At 68.1% G+C, this 22,627-nt stretch carries 19 protein-coding genes; 6 read left to right on the top strand and 13 right to left on the bottom strand.

Translation table 11 applies throughout. The features are described from left to right. Positions 1 to 34 precede the first annotated feature (34 nt). The 7 genes from MYMAC_RS23930 to MYMAC_RS23900 all read right to left on the bottom strand — a co-directional run bounded on the left by MYMAC_RS23930 (position 35) and on the right by MYMAC_RS23900 (position 7,556). On the bottom strand, positions 35 to 1,240 hold the full coding sequence (locus MYMAC_RS23930; RefSeq protein ID WP_095961669.1) for an IS701 family transposase: 1,206 nt from the start codon (positions 1,238 to 1,240) through the stop codon (positions 35 to 37). 76 nt (positions 1,241 to 1,316) lie between these two features. Then, on the bottom strand, positions 1,317 to 1,559 hold the full coding sequence (locus MYMAC_RS23925; RefSeq protein ID WP_095959764.1) for a helix-turn-helix domain-containing protein: 243 nt from the start codon (positions 1,557 to 1,559) through the stop codon (positions 1,317 to 1,319). 2 nt (positions 1,560 to 1,561) lie between these two features. Continuing rightward, positions 1,562 to 2,122, bottom strand: coding sequence for a hypothetical protein (locus MYMAC_RS23920; protein ID WP_013941416.1), 561 nt, complete (start codon positions 2,120 to 2,122; stop codon positions 1,562 to 1,564). Next, the gene (locus tag MYMAC_RS23915; RefSeq protein ID WP_013941415.1) at positions 2,122 to 2,295 is read right to left on the bottom strand and encodes a hypothetical protein; all 174 of its coding nucleotides are present in this window, start codon (positions 2,293 to 2,295) and stop codon (positions 2,122 to 2,124) included. Before MYMAC_RS23915 ends, MYMAC_RS23920 begins: the two co-directional genes overlap by 1 nt. A 60-nt stretch (positions 2,296 to 2,355) precedes the next feature. Further along, positions 2,356 to 4,365, bottom strand: a complete 2,010-nt coding sequence (locus tag MYMAC_RS23910) for a DNA polymerase I (RefSeq protein ID WP_095959763.1) — start codon at positions 4,363 to 4,365, stop codon at positions 2,356 to 2,358. A gap of 83 nt (positions 4,366 to 4,448) precedes the next feature. After that, positions 4,449 to 4,979, bottom strand: a complete 531-nt coding sequence (locus MYMAC_RS23905) for a hypothetical protein (RefSeq protein WP_013941407.1) — start codon at positions 4,977 to 4,979, stop codon at positions 4,449 to 4,451. 684 nt (positions 4,980 to 5,663) lie between these two features. Further along, positions 5,664 to 7,556, bottom strand: a complete 1,893-nt coding sequence (locus MYMAC_RS23900; protein WP_043711775.1) for a P-loop NTPase family protein — start codon at positions 7,554 to 7,556, stop codon at positions 5,664 to 5,666. 29 nt (positions 7,557 to 7,585) lie between these two features. Between MYMAC_RS23900 and MYMAC_RS23895 the strand changes: the two genes are divergently transcribed. Further along, positions 7,586 to 8,113 (top strand): hypothetical protein, encoded by a 528-nt coding sequence (locus MYMAC_RS23895; RefSeq protein ID WP_095959762.1) that lies wholly within the window; start codon positions 7,586 to 7,588, stop codon positions 8,111 to 8,113. 3 nt (positions 8,114 to 8,116) lie between these two features. Here the strand turns inward: MYMAC_RS23895 and MYMAC_RS23890 are convergent, their stop codons facing one another. Further along, positions 8,117 to 9,364: a PD-(D/E)XK nuclease family protein gene (locus MYMAC_RS23890; protein ID WP_269149117.1), complete on the bottom strand. Its 1,248-nt coding sequence runs from the start codon at positions 9,362 to 9,364 to the stop codon at positions 8,117 to 8,119. Positions 9,365 to 9,385: 21 nt separating this feature from the next. Between MYMAC_RS23890 and MYMAC_RS23885 the strand changes: the two genes are divergently transcribed. After that, complete coding sequence (locus MYMAC_RS23885; RefSeq protein WP_095959761.1) at positions 9,386 to 10,342, top strand: pirin family protein; 957 nt, start codon at positions 9,386 to 9,388, stop codon at positions 10,340 to 10,342. Positions 10,343 to 10,348: 6 nt separating this feature from the next. On the opposite strand, the gene MYMAC_RS23880 is transcribed toward MYMAC_RS23885, so the two are convergent. Further along, complete coding sequence (locus MYMAC_RS23880) at positions 10,349 to 12,304, bottom strand: RecQ family ATP-dependent DNA helicase (RefSeq protein WP_095961668.1); 1,956 nt, start codon at positions 12,302 to 12,304, stop codon at positions 10,349 to 10,351. Positions 12,305 to 12,351: 47 nt separating this feature from the next. Continuing rightward, positions 12,352 to 13,266 (bottom strand): LysR family transcriptional regulator, encoded by a 915-nt coding sequence (locus MYMAC_RS23875; protein ID WP_095959760.1) that lies wholly within the window; start codon positions 13,264 to 13,266, stop codon positions 12,352 to 12,354. Between the two features lie 73 nt (positions 13,267 to 13,339). Between MYMAC_RS23875 and MYMAC_RS23870 the strand changes: the two genes are divergently transcribed. The 4 genes from MYMAC_RS23870 (at position 13,340) to MYMAC_RS23855 (ending at position 19,768) form a co-directional block, all read left to right on the top strand. Next, on the top strand, positions 13,340 to 14,437 hold the full coding sequence (locus MYMAC_RS23870; RefSeq protein WP_239988975.1) for a saccharopine dehydrogenase family protein: 1,098 nt from the start codon (positions 13,340 to 13,342) through the stop codon (positions 14,435 to 14,437). A gap of 594 nt (positions 14,438 to 15,031) precedes the next feature. Further along, on the top strand, positions 15,032 to 16,465 hold the full coding sequence (gene ltrA / locus MYMAC_RS23865; RefSeq protein ID WP_095957527.1) for a group II intron reverse transcriptase/maturase: 1,434 nt from the start codon (positions 15,032 to 15,034) through the stop codon (positions 16,463 to 16,465). Positions 16,466 to 16,489: 24 nt separating this feature from the next. Beyond that, on the top strand, positions 16,490 to 18,163 hold the full coding sequence (locus MYMAC_RS23860) for an amidase (RefSeq protein WP_095959758.1): 1,674 nt from the start codon (positions 16,490 to 16,492) through the stop codon (positions 18,161 to 18,163). 129 nt (positions 18,164 to 18,292) lie between these two features. Continuing rightward, positions 18,293 to 19,768, top strand: a complete 1,476-nt coding sequence (locus MYMAC_RS23855; RefSeq protein WP_095959757.1) for a glycoside hydrolase family 6 protein — start codon at positions 18,293 to 18,295, stop codon at positions 19,766 to 19,768. A 25-nt stretch (positions 19,769 to 19,793) separates the two neighbouring features. On the opposite strand, the gene MYMAC_RS23850 is transcribed toward MYMAC_RS23855, so the two are convergent. From MYMAC_RS23850 to MYMAC_RS23840, 3 genes are all read right to left on the bottom strand, one after another. Further along, entirely contained in the window at positions 19,794 to 21,257 is a 1,464-nt protein-coding gene (locus MYMAC_RS23850) for an MDR family MFS transporter (RefSeq protein ID WP_095959756.1), read from the bottom strand. A 180-nt stretch (positions 21,258 to 21,437) separates the two neighbouring features. Then, complete coding sequence (locus tag MYMAC_RS23845) at positions 21,438 to 22,013, bottom strand: hypothetical protein (RefSeq protein ID WP_095959755.1); 576 nt, start codon at positions 22,011 to 22,013, stop codon at positions 21,438 to 21,440. Positions 22,014 to 22,087: 74 nt separating this feature from the next. Beyond that, positions 22,088 to 22,522 carry a hypothetical protein gene (locus MYMAC_RS23840; RefSeq protein ID WP_013941395.1) on the bottom strand — a complete coding sequence of 145 codons (435 nt, stop codon included), beginning with the start codon at positions 22,520 to 22,522 and terminating at the stop codon, positions 22,088 to 22,090. Positions 22,523 to 22,627: the final 105 nt, after the last annotated feature.

Raw genomic sequence — 22,627 nt, 5'->3', positions numbered from 1 at the left:
TCGTGCGGTGATGAAGCTGTCGTGGAAGTGGCGCTCAGGCCGAGAGGGGCTGCGCGTGGGCTTCAGCCGCCCTTCGGGCCGAGGGGGGAAAACGCCGCGTGCGTTCGGCCACGAGGAAAGCGTAGCAGCACAGCGCGACGGAGACGTGGTGATGCCAGCCGGGGTAGCGGCGGCCTTCGTAATGGTCCAGCCCCAACTCCCCCTTGAGGTCTTCGTAGACGCGCTCGGTTCTCCATCGCTGCATCACTAGGCGGATGAGCTGCCGCTTCGTTCGTCCTTCTGGCAGGGAAATCAGGAAGTAGTTGGCGGGCTCGGGCTCGCCGTCTCGCCATTCAATGAGCAACGTCAGGGGCTCCTGCTCGCGCTGGGGGACGCCCGCGGCGACGACGCGGCGCAGGGCAAAGCGTGCTGACAAGGCGTCTTGCGTGCCCTGGCGCCAGGTGCACCGTCGGAAGCCGCCTCGTTCATGAATGCGCCAGGCCAGGTCTGAAACGCTTTGCGCGTCCTTTCGAGGACGGCCCTTCGCGTCCAGGAGGCGGACGCCCGTTTGCGCAGCCACCGCGACGGCGTAATGCAAGCCCAGCGCGCGAAGGCGCGCACGGAAGTCGCTGGAGTTGCCGTAGGCGCTGTCCGCCAGGAGGACTCCTGGCGCCACGCCGTCCACCACGGCCCGCTCAATCATTCGCAGCGCCAGTTGAGGCTTGGTTTGGAAGGAAACCTCGGCGGGAATTCGGGCCTCGCGGCGGCGCGCCTCGTCGTTGGCCCAGCACTCAGGGAGGTACAGCTCGAAGTCGAGGGGCAGGTGCTCGGTACGCGTGGCCACGCTGAGGCTGACGCCAATCTGGCAGTTGGCCACCTTCCCCGCCGAGCCGGTGTACTGCCGCTGGACACCCACCGAGTGCTTGCCCTGCTTGAGGAAGCCCGTGTCGTCCACAATCCACGCCTCCACCGACTCCCGCCGCGTCATCGCCTCCAGCGCGTACCGCGCCGCCTGGCGCCGCACCTCCCGGTCGCTCCACCTCGAGTCCACCGCGAAGTGCAACAGTCGCTGGTGCATGGCATCCACCCGCTCGGGGTCCGGACACGCCCGGGCGGCGATGGGCTCCACGCTCTTGCGCTCCCCCTCGCCCAGCAGGCCCATGGCGTAGAGGGCGAACGAGCCGCGTCGGCTCTCCTCGCCCAGCACCTCGCCAATTTGCTGGAAGTACCTCTCAAGCCGCTGCACCGCAGCGGCGTTCATGAAGGTGTCCATATCTCCTTCATGAGTGGGGCCGCTGGTGGCAGATGCAACCATGACCTGCCAGCCCAGCCCTCCATCACCCACTCCCCCTTCGGCCTACCCCTGACGCAGTAGTGCTAAGCGCAGAATCGCGGCCCTTTCCCGAGGGCGACGTTACGATGGACTCCCGTCGAATGCGCAGCGCTTTTCCGACGCGAACGACGCCTGGGAGTTGTCCCAGCCGAATCGACTCGTAGAGCGTCTTCCGGTTCACGCGCAGAAGTGCTGTGGCCTCATCGACCGTCAGGAACTCGGGGGGGCCTTCATGGTTATCAGGCATGACTACCTCGGGAAGACTTTCCGGGGCGCGAGTCGGCCGACGACGTGAAGGCCGATGCCGACGGCATCCCAAACGTTGTGGTGCTTGTCCTGAGCGCGCGGGAGTTGCACCCGCAGGTGTTCATGGGGGCGCTCACCGAGGCGCGCTTTGATGCGCTCGACCATGACGTCACCGTCGAGCGTCTCCTTCCACTCGCGCGGTAGGAAGCTGCGCTCACTCGCCGCGCCGAGCCCACCAGCAACTCGGCCGACGACGCCCGCAAGTTCAATCAGGTCGTTCGGGTCGCCCTTGCTCTTCCCGGCCGTGTAGACCTGGGGGCACTCGCCCGCGACGGTGACGGAAACAGCCACGCCAGCGGCCCTGAGAGGCTCCAGGAACGACGAAACGAACGCGGCGACTGCTCCCGCCATGCGCGACCATGCCGCGAGCCCACGGGCTTTCCGCTCGGGATTCGTGGGCATGCCCGCCGCGAGCAGCTCGCCCGAGTCCAGGTCGAAGACGGCGACGCCGCACTCGCGAAGCCCTGGATCGAGCGCCACGAGTAGATTTCGAGTCGTCAGCATCAGCGGGCCGCCACCAGGAGATGACGGGAGGCCGCTCCACCTTCCAGCGCGGACAGCAAGCGCAGCTCGTGGAAGTCGGCGACATCAACGGCGACCGCGTCGTCGAGGTCCGCGTCGAGATACGGGCAGAGAACGGGCGGGAGCTGTTCGAGCGCGTCGATTGTCTTGGCCATGCGTTGCACCTGTTAGGGAATGGGTGTGCTCCCTAAATGGGTGCGGATTTCGGCCGTGGTTCAGGCAGCGCGTTTTGTGGGTGGCTCCCAGACGAGCAGCCGCCCCGAGTTGCCGCGCACGGTGGCGACGTCCTTCGACATGATGCGAGACAGCGCGGGCTCGGCTTCGATTGCCGGTGCCAGGTCGGGAGTCGTCTCCTTCATCGCCTCGCGCATCAGGTACGCCTTGCGCTCGGCTGCGTCGTGCATCCGCTGGGCGTCATTGGCGAGCAGCTCGCTAATCAGCTCGTCATGCACCATGAGGACGAGCCGCGAGCCGTAGAGCGGCGAGCGCCGGTCGACGTACATCTCGCGGCTGACGCGCCACATGGCGAGCTTGCACCCGACAGCGCCGAGCCCCTGGAATGGCGTGTTGAGAATCTGCGTATAGCCGCACCCGCCGCGCAGGATGTTCGCGCCCGGAATCATCACGTCGGCAAATCCGCCCCCGTAGGTGCTCGACTTCGCCCGCTGCTGTAGCTCGCGCTGCTCAGGCCACGCGTTGAGCCACTTCGTGTCCAGTTCCTTCGCGACTTCGACGCAGGCCCGGCAGACCATCTTCGGCTTGCGCTGCACGGTGATGACGACGCGCTCGACACCGCAGACGTCTGCGCGCTTTGCCAGCAGGCAGAAGGAAACCCGGTCCTTCGCACGAGCGTTGTAGACGAGCGAGCCGCCAGTCATCCCGCCGCCCTTGCCGAAGTTGAGAATCTTCGCGAGCTGACGGAAGGCGACCGCGAGGGGCTCTTTCGCCTTCACCTTCGGAAGCAGCTCGTCGTAGCTCGCCCCGAGGAATTCGGCCGCGGCAAGGGTGTGGACGTCGAGCCCACTGTTCAACGCTTCGGCCATCTTCGAGAATCCGAGTTCCCAGATGGCCCGCTGAGCCATGGTGCGAAGCTCAAGCCCGCCGTAGTCGACCGAGCAGTAGACGAAGCCGGGGCGGGCCTCGTGGACCTCCCGGATGCCGCCCTTCTGCGGGAGCTGCTGGTAGTCGCTCGAAACGCGCGTGGTGCTGACGAGCACGTTGAAGCGCGGATTGATGGGGAGCGAGGTGCCCGCTTCGACGACGTCCAGGTAAGTCGACTTGTACTTGTCGACGCGCCCGCTCTTGCCCAAGTCTTCGAGCAGCGCGTCGCCCGAACCAATCAGCGTGTCACGGTCGGTCGCGACCTGGCCGTCGGGGAATCGGTTGCTGGGCGCGGTAATGGGCGGCTGCCCGTCATAGGCGGCAGTCACGAGCGCCGCGAGGCGCTTCGAGTCCTTCGAGCCGTCGGCCCGGTAGATGCCTGCGGCCTGGAACTTGGCCCGGTTCTCTCCCCACTCCCGTTCCACCCGCTCCCGCAGCACGGCGACCGAGTCACCGTTCGTTCTGAGTCCCCAGATGGAAGCGAGGTGGAGCGCGAAGGCGGCGCGCATCTGGTCAGCTTCGGCGTGCAGGTTGCCGCCGTTGGGCGTGTCGCTGGCGACGGCCTCCTGCCGGAAGAAGACGTCGAGCGTGTAGCGGGCATCTCGCTTCGGGTACGCAGCGGCTTCCGTCGGCCAGCGCTCGACAGGCACGCCGTCGAGTTCCGCGTAGCGCAGGCGCCAAGCCTTCGGATTTCTCTTGTCCTCGCTGATGTCGAGGCCCAGGTAGCGCTGCACGAGAAGCGCGAGCGGGTAGCGGGCGCCTTCGTCATCGTCGAGCTTCCGGCCTGTCGACGGGTCCACGCCGTAGAGCCCCCGCGCGATGTCGATAAGGGCTTCGCGAATCTGGACGCAATGCAGGCGGCCCGCTTCGAGCGCCGCGAAGATGGGCGCCACAAGGTTCGGGTCATCCGCCGCCATGACGCCCAAGTCGTAGGCGAGGTTTGCGCCGACAAGGTGCGTGTCAGGTGAGGTGATGGCCTCGCGAAAGAACTGCCGGGCTTGAGCCTTGTCGAGCAGTCGTTCACTGCCTGGAGCTGCCGCCGCGACGCTGCCGCACACGAGGGGGGGCGCGAGCAAGCCGGGCTGAATCAGCCACGTTTCCGTGTCGAAGGACCAGACATTCATGAAGGCTGCCTTTGGGAATGGGAAAGCGGCCCGTGTCGTGGGCCAGCCGCCGACGGAAGCGCGCCGTCAGTCGCCGCCCAGTTTCAGGCGAGGGCGTCGGTGAGCGCGGGGAGCTTGCTCGCCTTGCGCGCGTGCTCGGCCTGGGCGAGCTGCTCGTTGTTCAGCTCGACGTGCGACCAGCGATAGCCGCTGATGACCTTCCCGGCGTGGCCCTCCCTCGCGGGGAGCTGCTTCGGGAAGACCTCGCAGCGAATCAGGAGGTGCGTACCCGCCTGCCGCTCGTCGAAGAACTTCTTCAGCGCGGCCGGGTTGGCGAACTCGTATTCGTCGGCCCCCACGAGCGTCATCAGGAAGGACTTGAAGCGTCCGCCGCCCCCCTTCTTCTGGTCGCTCAGGTTCTCGACGTAGTCGACCGTCTCGCCCGGTCGGCTCGGAGTCTCGCCACCCGAGAGGGGCTCGGACTCGCGAACCTTCAGCTCGGCGATGGCCGAGTCGCCCTTGAAGCCCTCCTTCGTGCGGATGACCTCGACTTCGAGCAGGTAGCGACCGAAGCGCGGGTAGCGTCCGCCAGCCGCAGCCTGCGCGGTGGCAATCTTCGTTAGTGCGTTGTTCATGGTTACGTGGGCCCTTCGGCTTGGGTTGCGTCAGCGGCGAAGTGCGCTGACCCCACGTAAATGCGTGCGGATTCTGGGAGTGGCTCAGGGACAAATAGCGTCGGGCAAGAGTGCGATGCGGCTGTTCGCTGGGCCGCGTTGACGTGTCAGTTTCTTTTTCTGACGCGTCAGAGCGAACTGCCTGGGTGCGGCCCGTCCGTTTCTCCCTCTTGACGCCACAGTGGCCAGGACGGCACCATTACTGCAATGTAGTTGCGAGCACTTTCCCTGGGCACACTCATGAAAAAATCCTTCGCAACAATCGTGGTGATTTCAAGCCTCTTCGTGACCTCACCTGCCTGGGCAGATGAAGCAGATCCGAACTGGACGCGGGATGCCAATGCCGCTTGCGAGAAGGCGTGTGGAAGAAGGGGCGCCAAGGTAAGGCCTGACTGGTCTGTGATTGATGTTGAGAAGTGCGACGCGATTGACTGCGACTGCGGCAAGAGGGTCTCCGCGCTGCCCGACGGCTCTGCATGTGTTCGATACCTGATTGTGACTCCTCCTCCTAAGCCTGTCCGCGGAAAATGCTTCCGTGGTCACTGTCAGACATGATGATGTTTGGCGTGATTTGAATTCGATAGTTCAAGAGTCGCGGGCAGCGCAATTGTTGTGGGACGTCGCTACCCGCTGGCATGCTGATCATTAAGGTGCTGCGAAGCACAGCTTTTGCGGCGTGCCGTCGGTCTGCTCGATGAACCGGGCGAAGTCGCGGGCCTTCTGGAAGGCCCCGACAAGCTCGTCGGTGTGCTGGTACAGCTCCACCTCGACTTCGTCGGCGCGCTGTCCCTGACGGTGACACCGGCCAATGGCCTGTTCCCACGCAGCGCCGTCGGCCGGTGGATTCACGAACAGCATCCGCGAGAACATCGTCAGGTTCTTGCCAGTCCCGTGGGCACGAAGCGAAGCGACGATGGACCGCTTCCCACTCTCCCGAATGATGGTCGCCGACGCTTCCGGGCCGCCGCCATAAAAGGGCAGACCTGCCGCCTTCGCGATGCGCTGGCCAAGCTCCGGGAACTCAACCCAGACGATTCCCGGCTGCCCCTTGCGCATGGCCCACTTCGCCGCGTCACGCACGATGAAGTCGGAGAGCCACACAGCTTCGGTGACGTGGACAATGCGTTTGTGAATCTCAGCCCACGAGGGCCACGACATCGCGCGCCAAGTCGGCAGTTCCCCGTCGTAGGGCGGGGACTGGTGCGCACGAATCGCGGCGCGCATCAGCAACCCTGGTGAGTCGAGATGCTCGGCGGGGCGCTTGAGGCGCTCGCGCAGCTCCCGGTTGAACTCCTGCCGACGCGCGAACCACCGAACGATCAGCTCGGGGTCCTGGGGAATGCCCTGGACGTCGGGGTAGCGCCAGCGGTGGAAGAAGCCGCTCGCGAGCTGCCGCGCACAGACGACGCGTTGCAGCTCGTCGACGAACTCTTCGCCGTCGGGGCGTTGCCCGCCGAGTGCCGTCTGAATGTGGGCGAGCAGCTCGTCAGGGACCTGCCCAGGGTCACGCGTGCGAATGACGAGCGGCATGCCGACGGCGCTTTCGTCCGTGGCCACGACACCCGGCGTTGCGTTGCGCCACCGACGATAGGCGTCACGCACGCGGCGGCGCTCACGGTCGGCTTCGGTCTCCCCTTCAAAGGGGGCAAGTGAGTGCGTCGGGTCAACGAGCTGAAGAAGTGCGCCCGGAGGGGCGACGGTAGTTCCGGGGTCCAGCGCCGACGCCCACTCTTCGACGACGTGCTGCTTCAACGGAAGCGGACTGCCGTCACGCAGCGCGTACTCCGCGAGGTGGGCGTAGTCCTTGACCGTTCTCGTCGCCAGCGTGCCCGACTGGGCCACGAGACGCGTTTCGGGGTTCAGCTCCAGGTAGCGAAGGAACCGGCCGGTGCGGGCGCTCTTCCGGTCCTTCAGCTTGTGCGCTTCGTCGCAGATGATGAGGTCGGGCCGGATGCGCGTCAGAAGGTCGGTGCCTTCCTGGGTCGAAAACTTCTCGTAGGTGATGACGTGAAGGACAGGCAGGCCGGGGCGGAACCACCTGCCGCCAGCGAGGTTGGGCAAGCGCCAGTGCCCGCCGTAGAACTGCCAGTCGACCTCGATGAGCTGAGCGCGGAGGTTGGACGGCAGGAGTAGGACGGCGACCTTGCACCCGGGCACGACGAGCGGCAGCAGGAGGTCGACCAGCGTCTTCCCGTGCCCCACGCCGATGGGAAAGAGCCCGCCACCCGTGCGCGCGGCTTCCAAGAGGGCGAGCCGCTGGATGGGGAGCAACGCGGACGGGCACCGCTTCCCGAGCGTCCCGCAAGTGCAACGCGTGTCGGCAGGGGCACGCAGCGCGGCTTCCAGCGCGGCGAAGTCGGCATCGGCGTAGGTGCTCGCGAGGTCGCGGCGCGGAAGGCTGAGCACCCGTGCGAGGTCGGGAGACCAACCTACGGGCTGCCCCTTGGCGATAGTCGAACGGTCGCCGACAAGTTTTGCCGGAGGAGGCGTATTTGTAGTGCCAGAGGAGCGCGAATAGAGTGTTGCCAGCAACTTCATAACAAGATCAATCAGGAGTGCGCGGCGCCATGGAAGAGAGACGCGTTGGACTTGATTCGCAGTGCTTCTCGTATCTGCTTGATGTGCTCGACGAGAGAGTCGACCTCGCTGAGGACATTTTGGAAGTAGGAAGAACGCTCGTGCGATGCTGGCTCTATCGCGACAAATACCTGCTGACTCAGAAGGTCGTTGACGAGTATCGAGCAATTCGCAAGGCCGAGCGTTTGGAGCTTCATGCGAGCTTCAACCGGGTCCACTTCTTTCAGGAGCCCGTGCGCAATCAGTCGAGGGTTGAGGCAAGGTTTCTGGAATTGAAGCCTTTTCATTCTGGTCTGAGTGACTGTCGGATACTTGCTGAGGCGGAGGATTTGGGATTCGACGTCCTCTTGACGTATGATAAAGACTTCTGCGGACGGCTGGCCTCGCGAGCGCAAGGGGTTGCTCTCATGAAGCCAGCCGACTACTGGGCGTCGCTTGCCATACCCAGGGGGACGCAGCCCAAAAGCATGCCGACCTGGGACAATCCGCTGTCTAAGGAGACGTGGTGGCGGTGGTAAAAGTTACCGAGTGCCGCGAACGACCATGTCGAAAGCCGGTTCGAGCGCTTCGACGATGACCTGCATCAGCTCCGACTGGGCGACCCCGAGCGCGACGTAGCTGCCGGGAGCGGGCAGCTCGGCGCGCGCAGCCATGGCCAGCGCCCCGCGCCACTTGCCGAACCCGAGCGCCGAGTCGGAGCCCGCGAAGCGCACGTCGTCGACGCCGCCCGCTTCGGCCACCTTGCGATGCATGGTGTCGACGTAGTTCGTAAGCGACTCGGGCGTCGGTCCGTCGAAGGTCGTCGGGATGCAGTCGACGAAGAGCACGCGCATTTCGCCCTTGGGCTGCTCGGACTCGGCCGCCTTGCGAGGGCGACCGCGACGCTTCGGCGCGGGCTGCTCCGTGGCCTGGGCGACCTCCGGAGCCGTCTGCACGGGCGTAGGTGTGGGCGCGTCCGGGGGAAGAACGGCGGGCAGCTCCGGGGCGTTGCGCTCGACCGCGGCAACGGTAAGGGGGGCGGACTCGGAAGCCTTGTTGAACAGCTTGTCACGCAGGGACATCGTCTTGTTCTCTCCTGTGAGGCACTTCGCCATGAACGGACATCCGCCGTACTTGCCGCAGGCGGGGCCGTAGTTCGCGGGCACCTCGGAAGCTCGGGCGGCTTGCGCGTGCTCCTTCATCGCTTCGACCTGGGGCTCGACCTTTGTCTGCCACTCGTGCGCGACGTGCTCGGCGGGCACCGTTGCGACGACGGACGCGGCAAGGCGCTGTCCCCGGGTCTGGTAGTAGAGGTGTTCAAGCTCCAGCGTGCGCAGCCCTGGGAAGCGCTCAACCTGGCCGAGTGCCCACGCGCCATAGCCGACCATCTGCAAGCCCGGTTCGGTGTCGGCGTCGGCGAGCTGCTCAGCGCTCGCGGCATTCGTCGCGACGTTGCTGGTGAACTTGTGGTCGGTGATGCGGAGGACGCCGTCAGAGGCGAGCCGTCGAGCGTCTACTAGGTCGATGAACCCGGTGAAGGGAATGCCGCCTGCCGACAGTGGGCTCCCGTGAGGAGCGTTTGGGCTCGGTGCCGCTCGATGGAACCGCGGGGCCGCGGCGCCGCCCATCGAGGTTGCCCGGCAGCGGCGCAGGTCGGCCTGGGCAGGACGGAGCAAGAGGGACTCGACGTCGGGCTGTGCTGTGAGGTTTTCCATGGCCCTGGCCAGAGACGCCTCTCCCGGCGTGCATGGACTCCGGACGCTTCCCGGGGGAGGCTCGGGGGCGCGCACCCGGTTTCCGGCAAGGTCCTCATGAACGCCACCTCCCGCCGCCGCTTCCTCCTCCAGTCCGGCCTGCTCGTGGCCGCCACGGCCGTGGGGTGCCGGCGCTCGGAGTCCCCAGCCGTTCTCCTGACGTCACACCGGAACGTGGTGCAGACCCTGGAGGGCATCCCTGCGACGGATGGGGCAGGGGTCCGCTTGACGCGGGTCATCGGCCAGCCCGCGCTGCGGAACCTCGACCCGTTCCTCATGCTGGACCGGTTCCACTCAGATGACCCCGGGGCCTACATCCGCGGCTTCCCCAGTCACCCCCACCGGGGCTTCGAGACCGTCACCGTCATGCTCGACGGGCGGATGCGGCACCGGGACAGCCGTGGCAACAGCGGGCTCATCGCCGGAGGCGGCTCACAGTGGATGACCGCGGGGCGCGGCATCATCCACTCGGAGATGCCGGAGCAGGTGCAGGGCCTCATGTCCGGCTTCCAGCTCTGGCTCAACCTCCCCGCGAAGGAGAAGCTGTGCCCGCCGGCCTATCAGGACCACACGCCCGCGCAGCTCGCGGAGGAGCGGTTGAGCCCAGCCGGCAGCCGCGCGCGCGTCATCGCGGGCCATATGAACGGGCTCCAGGGTCCCGTGCGTGAGCGGCCCACCCAGCCGCTCCTGCTGACCCTGTCGCTCGAGGACGACCGACCGTTCGAACTCGATACCCCTTCGGACCACACCGCCTTCGCTTTCGTGTCCTCGGGCGAGGTGGACCTGGGGCCCGAGGATGCGTCGAAGCCGGTGCGCGAAGGCTCGCTGGCGCTGCTCGGCCCGGGCAGCCGGCTCCGCGTGCGCGCCCGGAACCGCCGGAGCGAGCTGCTCATCGCCGCGGCCCGGCCCCTGCGTGAGCCCATCGTCCAGTACGGCCCCTTCGTCATGAACACCCGCGCGGAGATCCAGCAGGCCTTCGAGGACTACCGCGCGGGCGTGCTCGACAAGGGATGAGGGTCCTCACGTCACGGGCTGGCCGCAACAGAAGTCCAGCACCTCCACGAAGGGCCAGCCCTCCAGTGCGCCGAACAGCGCGTGTCCCCCGAGCTTCGCCCGCGTGAGCGCGGGGCTGCTCAACCCACACAGGAACCTCGCGGCCTGCCTCGGCTGCCCGAGCGCCTCGGGATGCTTCGCCGCCAGGGCCCGGAAGGCCACCACGTCCAGGCCCGCTGGCAGCGCGGGTTTCCGACGCACGGCGGGAAGCACCTGGGCCTCGCCGGTCCGGCAGAAGGTGCAGTGCCCGCACGGCTGCTCCCGCTGCTGACCGAAGTGGGCGACCAACGCGTTGCTCTGGCACCCCTTGTGCGTGACGAGCCTCAGGACGTCCTGGACGCGCGCGACCTCCTGGGCCTCTCGCTGCTGGAAGCGCCGGTCGAGGAGGTCCGTGAGGGCCTTGGGGTCCTCCTGGCGCCGCAGCCGCGTGAAGCGCTGCCGTGGGTCGGAGACCTGGAGCAGCACGAGCCCTTGCTCTTCGAGATACTCGAGCGCACGAACCACCCGCTCACGGGGCTGCCGGAGCGAGCCCGCGACCTCCGCCGGGTCGAGCGAGTACCAGGTGCGCCCCTTCTTCGCCTGCGCGAACACGTCCCGCAGGAACTGCACCCGCTCACCCTGGAACCGCCCCACGAGCGCATCCAGAGACACGAGCGGCTGCACCTTGTAACCCGCGTAGTACGGCGTGCCCTGCCGCAGCACGCCTTCGAGCTCCAGGTACGTCAGCGCCGTACGTAGCACGAGCTGCCGCACGTCATGCCGGCTGGACAAGGCGAACAGGTCAACGCTCAGCTCGGGGCCCTGTCCAAGCAACTCCGTGACCAGTCCTTGAAGCGCTTCGGGCGTGGGGGTATCGCCGAACGCGAAGTTCTCCAGACTGGAGACGTCGTCAGGACACGCGAAGAGCTCCACCACCGACGGCGCGCCATCACGCCCGGCGCGCCCGATCTCCTGGCTGTAGCTCTCCAGGCCCTTTGGCAGGTTGTAGTGATACACGGCCCGCACGTCCGCCTTGTCGATGCCCATTCCAAACGCGATGGTCGCCACGACGATGCCGTTCGTGGAGGCCATCCATTCCTCCTGCACCCGCTCACGGACGTCGGACTCCAGGCCCGCGTGGTAGGCGTTGGTGGGGAGTCCTTCCGTGGAGAGGAACGCGGCCACGCGCTCGGCCGTCTTCTGCTGCGTGACGTAGACGATGGTCGGCCCGGGCTCGCGGGAGTTCAGCCGCTCCAGGAGCAGCGCATCCCGGTCCTCGGCGTGCACCGGAGTGGTCTCCAGCGCGAGGTTTCGCCGGTAGAAGCCCGTGACGACCGCGTTCTCCTCCGGGATGCCGAAGCCCTGGCAGATGTCCCGCACGACGGAGGGCGTCGCCGTGGCGGTGAGCGCCAGGATGCGCTCGGCGGACAGCGCTCGCGCCGCCTGCGCCAGCTTCAGGTAGTCTGGCCGGAAGTTGTGGCCCCATTCCGAGACGCAGTGCGCCTCGTCCACCGCGAACAGGGCGATGCGCAGCGCTCGGAGCAAGGCGGTGAAGCGCTCGTTGTTGAAGCGCTCGGGCGCCACGTAGAGCAGCTTGAGCGAGCCCTCGCGCAGCGCCTGCGTGACTTCGCGGGACTCATCCACCGACAGCGAGGCGTCCAGCCGTGCGGCGCGGATGCCCTGCCGCGTCAGGGCATCAATCTGGTCCTTCATCAACGCGATCAGCGGCGAGACGACCACGGTGATGCCTTCCAGCAGCAGCGCCGGAAGCTGATAGCAGAGCGACTTGCCACCGCCCGTGGGGAACACCGCGAGCGCAGCGGCCCGCGGACCGAGCAGGGCCTCGATGACCTCACGCTGGCCGGGGCGGAAGTCCGTCAGTCCGAACCGCTCGCGCAGGACGGTGTCGATTGAACCGCGCCGTGCTCCATCTGCCCTGTGCATGAAGCTCCTCTCCTTCGCGAACGCCGGACCCGCCACGCCATTCCCCCTCACCGGGGAAAGAGCGTAGCCACGAAGTCGAGGAAGACGCGAACGCGGGAGGACAGGTGCCTTCCACGTGGGTACAGCGCGTGGATGGGGCGGGGGGCACCCGTCTGCGCGTCAAGGACGGGGACGAGCGCGCCGGATTCCAGCTCACGGGCCACCATGAAGTCGAAGAGCATCGCGATGCCCAGGCCGAGCACGGCCGCGTCGCGCAAGGTGGCACCCTGGTTCGTGTGGAAGTTGCCTCGGGGCTCGGTGCGCGCCGGGGAGCTTCCGTCCTGCAGCAACCACGCCGCGGGCGTGTCGCCCCGGAGGAACCCCAGGCAATTGTGCCGGCTCAGGTCCGCCGCGGTCTCCGGCAGGCCGTGGCGTCGCAGGTACGCGGGGGCGGCACAGGCGAGCAGTCGCGTGGTCCCCAGCTTTCGAGCCACCAGCCGCGAGTCCTCCAAGGCGCCCATCCGAAGGAGCACGTCGGCGCCTTCGGTGATGGGGTCCACCACCTCGTCGCGGAGGGTCAGCCGCAGCTCGACGCCGGGATGCGCGGCGAGGAAGCGGGGCAGCGCCGGCATGAGGACCAACTGGCCAATGGCCTGGGGTGCGTTCACCCGGAGCACCCCCACGGGCCGGTGCCGGGAGCGGGAGAGCGACTCCTTCGCGGCCTCCAACTCTCCGAGGATGTGCTGGCAGCGCGAGTAGAACGCACGGCCGTCCTCGGTGAGCTGCATGGCCCGGGTCGTCCGCTGGAAGAGCACGACGCCCAGCTCCTCCTCCAGACGGGCAATGCGCCGGCTCACGGCGGAGGCGGTGAGCTGGAGCTTCCGCGCCGCCCGGGTGAAGTCACCCTGCTCGGCGGCGCGGACGAAGGCTTCGATGTTCGAGAGCGAGGGCATTGATGCGCGGTCCGCACAGATGATGTTCATGGGCTTCGGTCGCATTCCACCGTGACAGGCGGCAATAACCACTCGAACGCGCAAACGCAGGGGTGAGGCCGTGATGGAGCGTAGGGCAGGGGACATCCTCGTGGTGGGCGGCTACGGGCAGGTAGGGCAGGAGGTCGTTCGCATCCTGGCGCCCGCCTTCCCCGGCCGCGTGGTGGTGGCGGGGCGGAGCTTGGACCGGGCGGAGGCGCTCTCGAGGCACACGGGGGCGGGGACCCGAGCGCGGGCGCTCGATGTCACCGCGCCTGACGCCGTGGCGCACCTGGCAGGGGTCGCGCTGGTGGTGATGTGCCTGGACCAGCAGCGTCCGTCGTTCGTCGAGCACTGCCTGCGCTCAGGTATCGACTACGTGGACGTGACGGCGTCCCAGGCGTCCCTGGCCGCCTTCGAGCAACTGTCGCCCCTCGCGGCCCACACAGGGAGCACCGCCGTGCTCAGTGTGGGCGTGGCTCCCGGGCTCACCCAGGTGCTCGCGGCTCGGGCGGTGGCCTCGCTCGACTCCGTGGAGCAGCTGGACCTCTTCGTGCTGCTGGGCGGCGGCGACACACACGGCGCGGCGGCCATCGCCTGGACGCTGGAGAACCTCGCCGCTCCGTTCGACGTCTACCGGCAGGGACAGCTCCACCGTGTCCATGGGTTCCAGGAGGGCCAGTGGGTCCACTTTCCCGGGGAGGCGAGGCCGCGCCGCGCCTGGCGGTTCAACTTCCCGGACCAGCGGACCGTCGCTCGGACCTTGTCCGTTCCCACCGTGTCGACGTGGCTGTGCTTCGACCCACCTGGGTTGACCACGCTGGCCGCGCTCTCCGTCCGATGGGGGCTGGGGCGGCTTCTGCGGTGGCCGCTTTTTCGGCGGGCCATGACCTGGCTGGCGCTTCGGGCCCACGCGGGTTCGGACGCGTGCTCGGTGCTCGCGAAGGCGGAGGGCCACATCGGGGGCAGGCCCGTGACGCAGATGGCCTCCCTTCAAGGCCGGCGCGAGGCCGCGATGACGGGCCGGGTCGCGGCGGAGGTGGCTCGGGCGCTGCTCACCGCTCCCCGTCACGGTCCTGGCGGCGTCGTTCACCTGGAGCGATTCGTCGCGCCCGAGCCTTTCCTGCGGCGCATCGCGGCGGCTGTCCCGGACGCGCGGTACGAGGCGCGCGCCGCTGCGTGACGAGGGCAGGGAGGGCGTCATCGCTCATGCGATACCGCCAGCTCGGGGATAGGCTGCGGCGCCATGGTGCGTCCTGAAGGACGAGCAAGAGGAGCACGTCCATGCTCCACCAGACCGGCGGGTGAAAGTCCCGTCCGGGTAGACACCGGAGTGCCCGGTAGCAGGCCCCAGCCGACCGCCGAGAGGCGGCAGGCCACAGCGGGGCGTCAAAAGCCTCCATTCGGGAGGGAGCAAGAGCGCGGGCCGCAACATCAAGTGAAGCCTGCCGCCTCGACAGATACACAATGGGAGCGCCGAGCCGAGCATGTCGCGGCGAAGGCCAGGTCCGCTGCGGACGAGTCCGGATGGGAAGCAGCGGGGCTCCCCGGGGTATGGGGCGTGGCACGTGCTCAAGGTCTGGTGGGGAACAGGAGAGACCCGTCTGCGCGGCCGTCGTCGCGGCAGGGCCCCGCGTATAAGCCGAAGGTGAAAGCGTGGGGAGCGCAGCGGGAGTCCGAGGGGGCCGTAGTACCGGCGAGGGGCGTGCAAGACAACGCGCCCGGAGGGAAGGGCCCCTGCTTGGGTGGTGCTTGGGCGGGAGGTAAGAGCGAGGGCATGAGCCGCCAAGAAGGCTCCAATCCCCCCGGTGGGCCAGAGTCCACCGACAAAGTTCGACAACTCCAGCGCAAGCTCTTCGTGGCAGCCAAGCGGTGCCGGGAGCGCCGTTTCCATGCGCTGTATGACCGAGTCCACCGGAGTGACGTCCTGTGGGAAGCATGGCAGCGGGTCCGACGCAACAAGGGCGCTGCCGGCGTGGATTCAGTCACGCTGGCGGCGGTGGAGCAGTACGGCGCACAGCGGCTGGTGCAGGAGCTGGGCGAGGTACTGCGAGCAGGAACCTACAAACCGCCCGCGGTGCTCAGGCGGTTCATTCCCAAGGCGGACGGGAAACTCAGGCCGCTGGGCATTCCGACGGTGCAGGACCGTATCGTGCAGATGGCGGTGAAGCTGGTGCTGGAGCCTGTCTTCGAGGCGGATTTTCTTCCGTCGTCGTATGGCTTCCGGCCACGTCGAAGCGCGGTGCAGGCCCTGGAGCGCATCCGGGAGGCAGTCAATGCCGGGTGTCACCACGTGCTCGACGCGGACATCCGCGACTACTTCGGCAGCATCGACCATGAGCTGCTGATGGAGCGGGTGGAGCGGCGGGTGTCGGACCGGAGGGTGCTCAAGCTGCTGAGGCAGTGGCTGAGTGCGGGAGTGGTGGAGGAGGGCCGGTACTCCGAGACGGTCTCGGGGACACCGCAGGGGGGAGTGATTTCCCCGCTGCTCTCCAACATCTACCTGCACTTCTTCGACAGCGTGTGGCAGCGGCAGTGCGCGCAGGTGGGCGAGCTGGTGCGCTACGCGGATGACTTCGTGGTGCTGTGCAAAGGCCGCGAAGCTGCCGAGGAGGCCGAACGAAGGGTGCGCATCATCTTCGGGAGGCTGAAGCTGCAACTGCACCCGGAGAAGACGCGGCGAGTGGAACTCACCGAGGGCAAGGAAGGCTTCGACTTTCTGGGCTGTCACCTGCACAAGCGCATGTCGGGCAAGCTGTGGCAGCAGCGGGGAGTGCGCCGCTACTACCTCCAGCGGTGGCCGTCAGCGCGGAGCATGAAGCGGGTGAGGGCTCGGGTGAAGGAGCTGACGAGCCGACAGCGGCACGGGGTGAAGGATGTCCGAGAAATCATCGGCGGCCTGAACCCGGTGTTGCGAGGATGGGGCAACTACTTCCGCACCGGGAACGCGGCCCGAAAGTTCAATCAACTCGACTCCTACGTCTTCCGGCGGCTGCACCAGTTCATGGTGAAACGCAGAGGCAGGAAGCTGCGGGCCGGCCAGGCGGACGCATGGAATCGAGCGTGGTTCTGGGAAAGAGGCCTGCACCGGTTGCATGGGACGATTCGCTACCCGAAACCGTGCATGCTGCACGACAACACTCTCGTTAAGCCGTATGCGGGAAAACCGCACGTACGGTTTGAAAGGAGGAGGGTGGAAACGGGCCGCTGACGGTACCGCGCCACCCCTCTACCAATGACCTACCAACGCAACCCGGTGAAGGCGCCCCGCATGTCCGGCATGGCGCTCAAGGCTTTCGTGAACGCGCTCGAGAGCGGCGTCGGGTCGGTGATGCTGGACAAGCTGACGCGGGACAGCGGCATCGAGCGCTGGCGCGAGCTCCCCGCCGGTGATGCGCCGCCGCTCCAGTTCCCCTTGCCGCAAGGCTCGGCCCCTGCGGAGCCGCAGCCCCCCACGGAGCAGGCCGCGCGGGCCATCGCCGCGTCCGCCAGTCCTCCGGAGCGTGAGAGCGTCGCGGCCTATCTGCGCGCCTACCGCGAGGGGGCCACGGACCCCGTGGCCGTCGTGAGCCGGATTCATGACGCCATCTCCCGGCTGGACAGCGGGAAGCAGCGGATGGGCCTGTTCGTCGCCCGCAAGCCGGACGAGGTGCACCGGGCCGCGGAGGCGTCTGCCGAGCGCCTGCGGGCCGGCCGGCCGCTCAGCGTGCTCGATGGAATCCCCGTGGTGCTGAAGGACGAGGTCGACCTGGCCGGGTTCCCCACCACGCTGGGCACGCGGTTCCGCACCCAGGTGGCCACCGCGGACTCGACGGTGGCGGCCCGGCTCAAGGCCGCGGGCGCCATCATCCTCGGCAAGGCCAACATGAACGAGATTGGCATCAACCCCATCGGGTTGAATCCCCACCACGGCGCCGCGCGCAACCCCTGGGACACGGGCCGAATCACCGGGGGCAGCTCCAGCGCCTCCGCCGCCGCCGTGGCCGCGGGCCTGTGCCCCTTGAGCATCGGCGCGGATGGCGGTGGCTCCATCCGCATCCCCGCGGCCCTGTGCGGCATCGTGGGGCTCAAGGCGACGTGGGGCCGCATCCCGGAGACGGGCGTCCCTCCGCTGTGCTGGAACGTGGGCCACGTGGGCCCCATGGGCCTCACCGTGGACGACGTCGCCGCGGCGTATGCGCTGCTCGCGGGGCCGGACGGACAGGACCTCGTCTCCCAGGGGCAGTCGCCGCATCACCTGTCGGGCTACGGGGATGACAACCTGAGCGGCGTGCGGCTGGGCATCTGCTGGGACTACTTCGAGGACGCGGACGCGGACGTCGTCGCGCGCTGCAAGGAGGCCGTGGCCGCGCTGACGGCGGCGGGCGCCCGGGTGGTGGAGATTCCGCCACCGGACCTCAACGCGGTCCTGTGGACCCATAGCTGCATCATCCTGAGCGAGATGTCCGAGTCCATGCAGCCATACGTGAAGGCGCACCTGTCGGACTTCGGGCTCGACACGCGCACCAACCTGGCCATTGGCCGGCACTTCCGCGCCACGGACCTGGTGCATGCGCTGCGGCACCGGCACCGCCTGACGCGAGAGCTGCTGGCGCAGATGGCCGACGTGGAGGTCCTCGTCACGCCCACGACGGCCACCACGGCGCCCCTCATCCCGGAGGCGGCGCTCCCGGACGGCGAGTCGAACCTGCCCGTGGTTGACGCGCTGATGCGCTTCGTGCGCCTGGCCAACCTGACGGGGTTCCCCTCCCTGTCCGTACCCGCCGGCTTCGACGAGGAGGGGCTTCCCGTGGGCATCCAGCTCACGGGCCGTCCCTACGAGGAGCACCTGTTGCTCCGCCTGGGCCGCGTGGTGGAGCAGGCCGCTGAGTACCGGGTTCCACCTGTTCATCTGCGCGCACTTCGGTGAGTGGGGGCGACTTGAGGCGCTGAAAAACAGGAAAAACGTGCAAACGTGGCCTCGCGTGCTCGCGGGGCCACCCACGGGCCACGCACTCGACACAGCCCGCGTCCTCGCGCGGGCGGGAGGAAAGGCTTCGTGCGACTTCGTGACTTCGCCGGTTCGCTGTCCCGCCGTTTCACTGCCCCAGCCGCGCTGATGCTCGCGGCGGCGCTCGCCACTGCCTGTGGTTCCTCGGAGCCCCCCGCGCCGGTGGACTCGGAGGCGCTCGGCACCCGCGCGGACGCGCTCACCGAGCTCGTCTCCAATGGCACCTTCAGCGGCGGCACCGTCGCTCCCTGGTGGAGCGGCGTCAACACGGCGTCCCGCGTGGAGAACGCCCGGCTGCGCGTGGACGTGGGCGGGGGGACGGCCAACCCCTGGGACGCGCTGATTGGCCAGAGCGGCATCCCGCTGGTGAACGGCCGGGCCTACACGCTGTCCTTCACCGCGTCCGCGTCGGTGAGCACGACGGCGCGCGTGACGGTGCAGTTGGAGAGCCCGCCGTACACCGCGCCGTTGGAGCGGCAAATCACGCTGGATGGGACAGCGCGCCGCTTCACGTTCCCCTTCACCTCGTCCCTGGCGACGCAGGCGGGGCAGGTCACCTTCCAACTGGGCGGGCGCGCCACCGGCTTCAGCGCGTTCATCGATGACGTCTCCCTGACCACGGAGGACGGTGGCGGCGGCGGGCCGCTGGCGATGACGAGCGGCTTCTACATCGACCCGAACTCCAACCCGGCCAACTGGGTCCGGGCCAACAGCGGGGACTCGCGCGCGGTGCGCATCCAGGCCTCCATCACGAACAACATGGCCGCGCGCTGGTTCGCCGCGTGGAGTGGAGACATCACCACGGCGGTGTCCAGCTTCGTCGGGGCGGCGGACGCGGCGGACAAGCTGCCGGTGCTGGTGGCGTACAACATCCCGGGCCGGGACTGCGGCAGCCACTCGGGCGGGGGCGCGGGGTCGCCCGAGGCGTACCGGACGTGGATTTCGTCCTTCGCCGCCGCCATTGGCAACCGCCCCGCCGTCGTCATCATCGAGCCAGACGCCGTCGCGCAGCTCGACTGCCTGGCGAACGACGCCGAGCGCCAGACGCGCATCAGCCTGATTCGCTACGCCACCGAGCAGCTCAGGGACCGCGCGCCGAACACGTGGGCCTACCTGGACGCGGGCAACGCGCTGTGGATCAACGCGGACGTCATGGCCCAGCGGCTGGACACCATGGGCGTGCGCAACGTGCGCGGCTTCGCGCTCAACGTGTCGAACTTCTACACCACCGCGCAGTCGGCCTCGTACGCGGGCTCCGTCAACGCGTCGCTGAGCAGCCGGTACGGCTACACCAGGCCCTTCGTGGTGGACACCAGTCGAAACGGGAATGGCTCCAACGGCGAGTGGTGCAACCCCGCTGGCCGGAGGATTGGCACGACGAACCAGGTGGGCGTCGGCGGCGCGGAGCTGACCCTGTGGATAAAGGTCCCCGGAGACTCCGACGGCCAGTGCGGCGTCGCGCCGAACACGCCGGCCGGGACGTTCATGCCGGACGTGGCCCTCCGGATGATTGACGGACTCTGAGCGACGTCAGCGGCGCCGCACGACGTCAGTGCGGCGCCGCCACGTCGGAGGTGGACACCGTCGCGGTGCGGGCCACCTTCGGGAAGAACAGGCCCGCGGCGAACGCGGCCACCGTGAAGGCGCAAATCAACCAGAAGTTGATGCTCAGCCCGGTGCCCAGCGCACCGCTCAGCGTCGCCAGCAGCTCCTTGGGCAGGTCCTGGCCGTGGTCGGGGCTCATCAAGGCGTTGGCGGCCGAAATCGGCACCGACGGGTCCTTGAGGAGCTGCGACACCATGACGCCGCCCATCAGCCCCACGCCGATGGCGCCGCCGATGGTGCGGAAGAACATGTTGCTGGCGGTGGCCACGCCGCGCAGCTCCCAGCCGACGCTGGTCTGCACGGCGATGAGCAGCGCGGTGGACGCGAAGCCCATGCCGATGCCGAACAGGCCCATGGCCACCTCCGGCACCAGCCTGGGCGCCTGAGGCCCCAACAGCAGCGCCATCAGCCCCGTGCCCACCACCGTGAGGCCCAGCCCGCCCACGATGAGCGGACGGAAGCCCGTCTTGAGCAGCAGCCTGCCGGCCACCACGGCCGCCGCCGGCCAGCCGACAATCATGGGGGTGATCATCCCGCCCGCCTCGGTGGGCGTGCCACCCAGCACGCCCTGGACGAAGAGCGGCACGTACGTGGTGGCGCCGAACATCGCCGCGGAGAAGAGGGCCCCCGCGATGGAGGAGATGACGATGGCGGGCACCTTGAAGATGGACATGGGGATGATGGGCTCGGGCGCCTTACGCTCCACCGCGACGAAGGCGGCGAGCAGCACGGCCGCCACGGGCAGGCTCCACAGATTCATCCCCACGCCCTGCACGCCGACGAGCAACGCCACCACCCAGCCGGTGAGCAGCGTCGCGCCCGCGTAGTCCAGCCGCTGGGGCTTGCGCTCCACGCGCTCGTGGAAGTAGCTCATCAGCAGGACGGCGCAGCCCACGCCCACCGGGATGTTGATGAAGAAGACCCAGTGCCAGGTGAGGTACTTCACGATGAAGCCACCGGTGATGGGGCCAATCAGCCCGGCGATGCCCCACACCGCGCTGAACGCGCCCTGGACCTTCGCGCGCTCCTCCAGCGTGTAGAGGTCCCCGATGACGGTGAGCGCCACCGGCTGCATGGCCCCCGCGCCCAGCCCCTGGAGCGTGCGGAAGGCGATCAACATGGCCATGGACGTGGACAGGCCGCTGGCGATGGAGCCCACCAGGAACAACCCGATGCCGAACAGCAGCACGGGCTTGCGGCCGTAGAGGTCCGCCAGCTTCCCGTAGATGGGCACGGTGATGGTGGAGGACAGCATGTACGCGGTGAAGACCCACGCGTAGTGCTGGATGCCGCCCAGCTCGCCTACCACCGTGGGCATGGCCGTGGAGACGACGGTGGCCTCCAAGGCGGCCATGAAGAGGCTCAAGGCCAGAGCCAGGGTGGTCAGGGGACGATGTGTGGTTCGCATGCGGACGCCGGCGCGGGAGAGGCCCTCCTTAACGGCTGCGGGCCAGTGCCGCCAGCAACAAGCGGCCCCGCGCCCCGAGCGGCCACTCCGGGTGCGAGCGCACACGGACCCTGAACGAACGAAGGGCCAGCCCCCGGAACGTGGGAGCCGGCCCTGGGGCCCTGCAGTCGAGCCGGGGGACTACAGACCGCGCATCAACTGGGCCTGGGCGAAGGCCGCCATCTGCTGGGCGTTGAAGCGGCCCTCGGCGATGTCGCCGACCGTCTTCGCGCCCGTGCGGACCGTCTCCACCATGTCCGCCAGCTTGCCCACGGTGCCGGCCTTGCCGAACATGGAGGCCACGCCGCCCAGCGGGCCGCCGGCGACCATGGCCAGTCCGTTGTCGATGAACTTGTCGACGAACGGCTTGGCGAGCTGGCCGATGCCGAAGGGCATCTTGTCCAGCAGACCGCCAATCATGCCCTTGAGGGGGCCAGTGATGGCGCTCATCGCCTTGTCGACGAGGCCGGAGACCTGGCCGAGCGCGCTGCCAAGCTTGCCGGCGATACCGCCGATGGCGTTGGCCAGACCGCCTACCGCCTTGCCGATGCCGCCCAGCGCGCCCGCGAGCCCACCCGCCGCCTTGCCGATGCCGCCCAGCGCGCCCGCCAGACCGCTCGCCGCCTTGCCCGCCGCGCCCGCCGCGCTCCGACCAGCACTGCTCGCGCCACTCGAGCCACGGCCACCGTTCGAACCACCTGCGCCGCCAACGGACATGTGAAGGACCTCTTTAAAGGGGGTGAATGTACGGATTGTCGGGGAGCGTGGGCGAAAGTTGCTTCAATTCCGCGTTACACGCGATCAGGCCCGCCCTTGGGCACCTGCTGGCGGAGCTTCTGGCTGGTCTCCTCGTCCACCTTCACCGGCTCCTGCCCTTCGTCACCTCGAAGGGACGGTTTGTTGCCGTCCTCCTGCTTTCCTTCAAACCCAGTGTAATAGGACTTGGGCGGGCCGATGCCCAGCTCGCCATTGGCGGCGGCGATGAAGAAGTTGGCGACGTCCTTGGTGGTGGGCGGGTTGTAGCCGGCGGCGCGCAGCTCCTCGTCGGGGGCGACGATGAGCGTCGGCTCCTTGTCCGGGTTCTGGGCGTATTCGAGGACCAGCTCGACGTAGGCCTCCAGCTCCATGTCCAGGGACTTCGCGATGCGCTGGGTGTCTGGGTCCGCCAGCATCTCGGCGCGGAGAATCTCCACGGGGCGCTTCAGGCGGGACTTCTGCTCGGACATGTCGGGGACTCCCGGAGGGCGTAGAAAGAGCGGCGCTTCCGGCAGGTTATCGCCCCCTGCAACGGGGGGCCACCCTGGACGCCTGCCCCAGCCCTGGGCCCGAGG

This window comes from Corallococcus macrosporus DSM 14697, from assembly GCF_002305895.1.
GTDB classification, from domain to species: Bacteria; Myxococcota; Myxococcia; order Myxococcales; family Myxococcaceae; genus Myxococcus; species Myxococcus macrosporus.
Note: the sequence above shows the minus strand (reverse complement) of the source record. Positions and strands in the feature narration are given on the sequence as shown.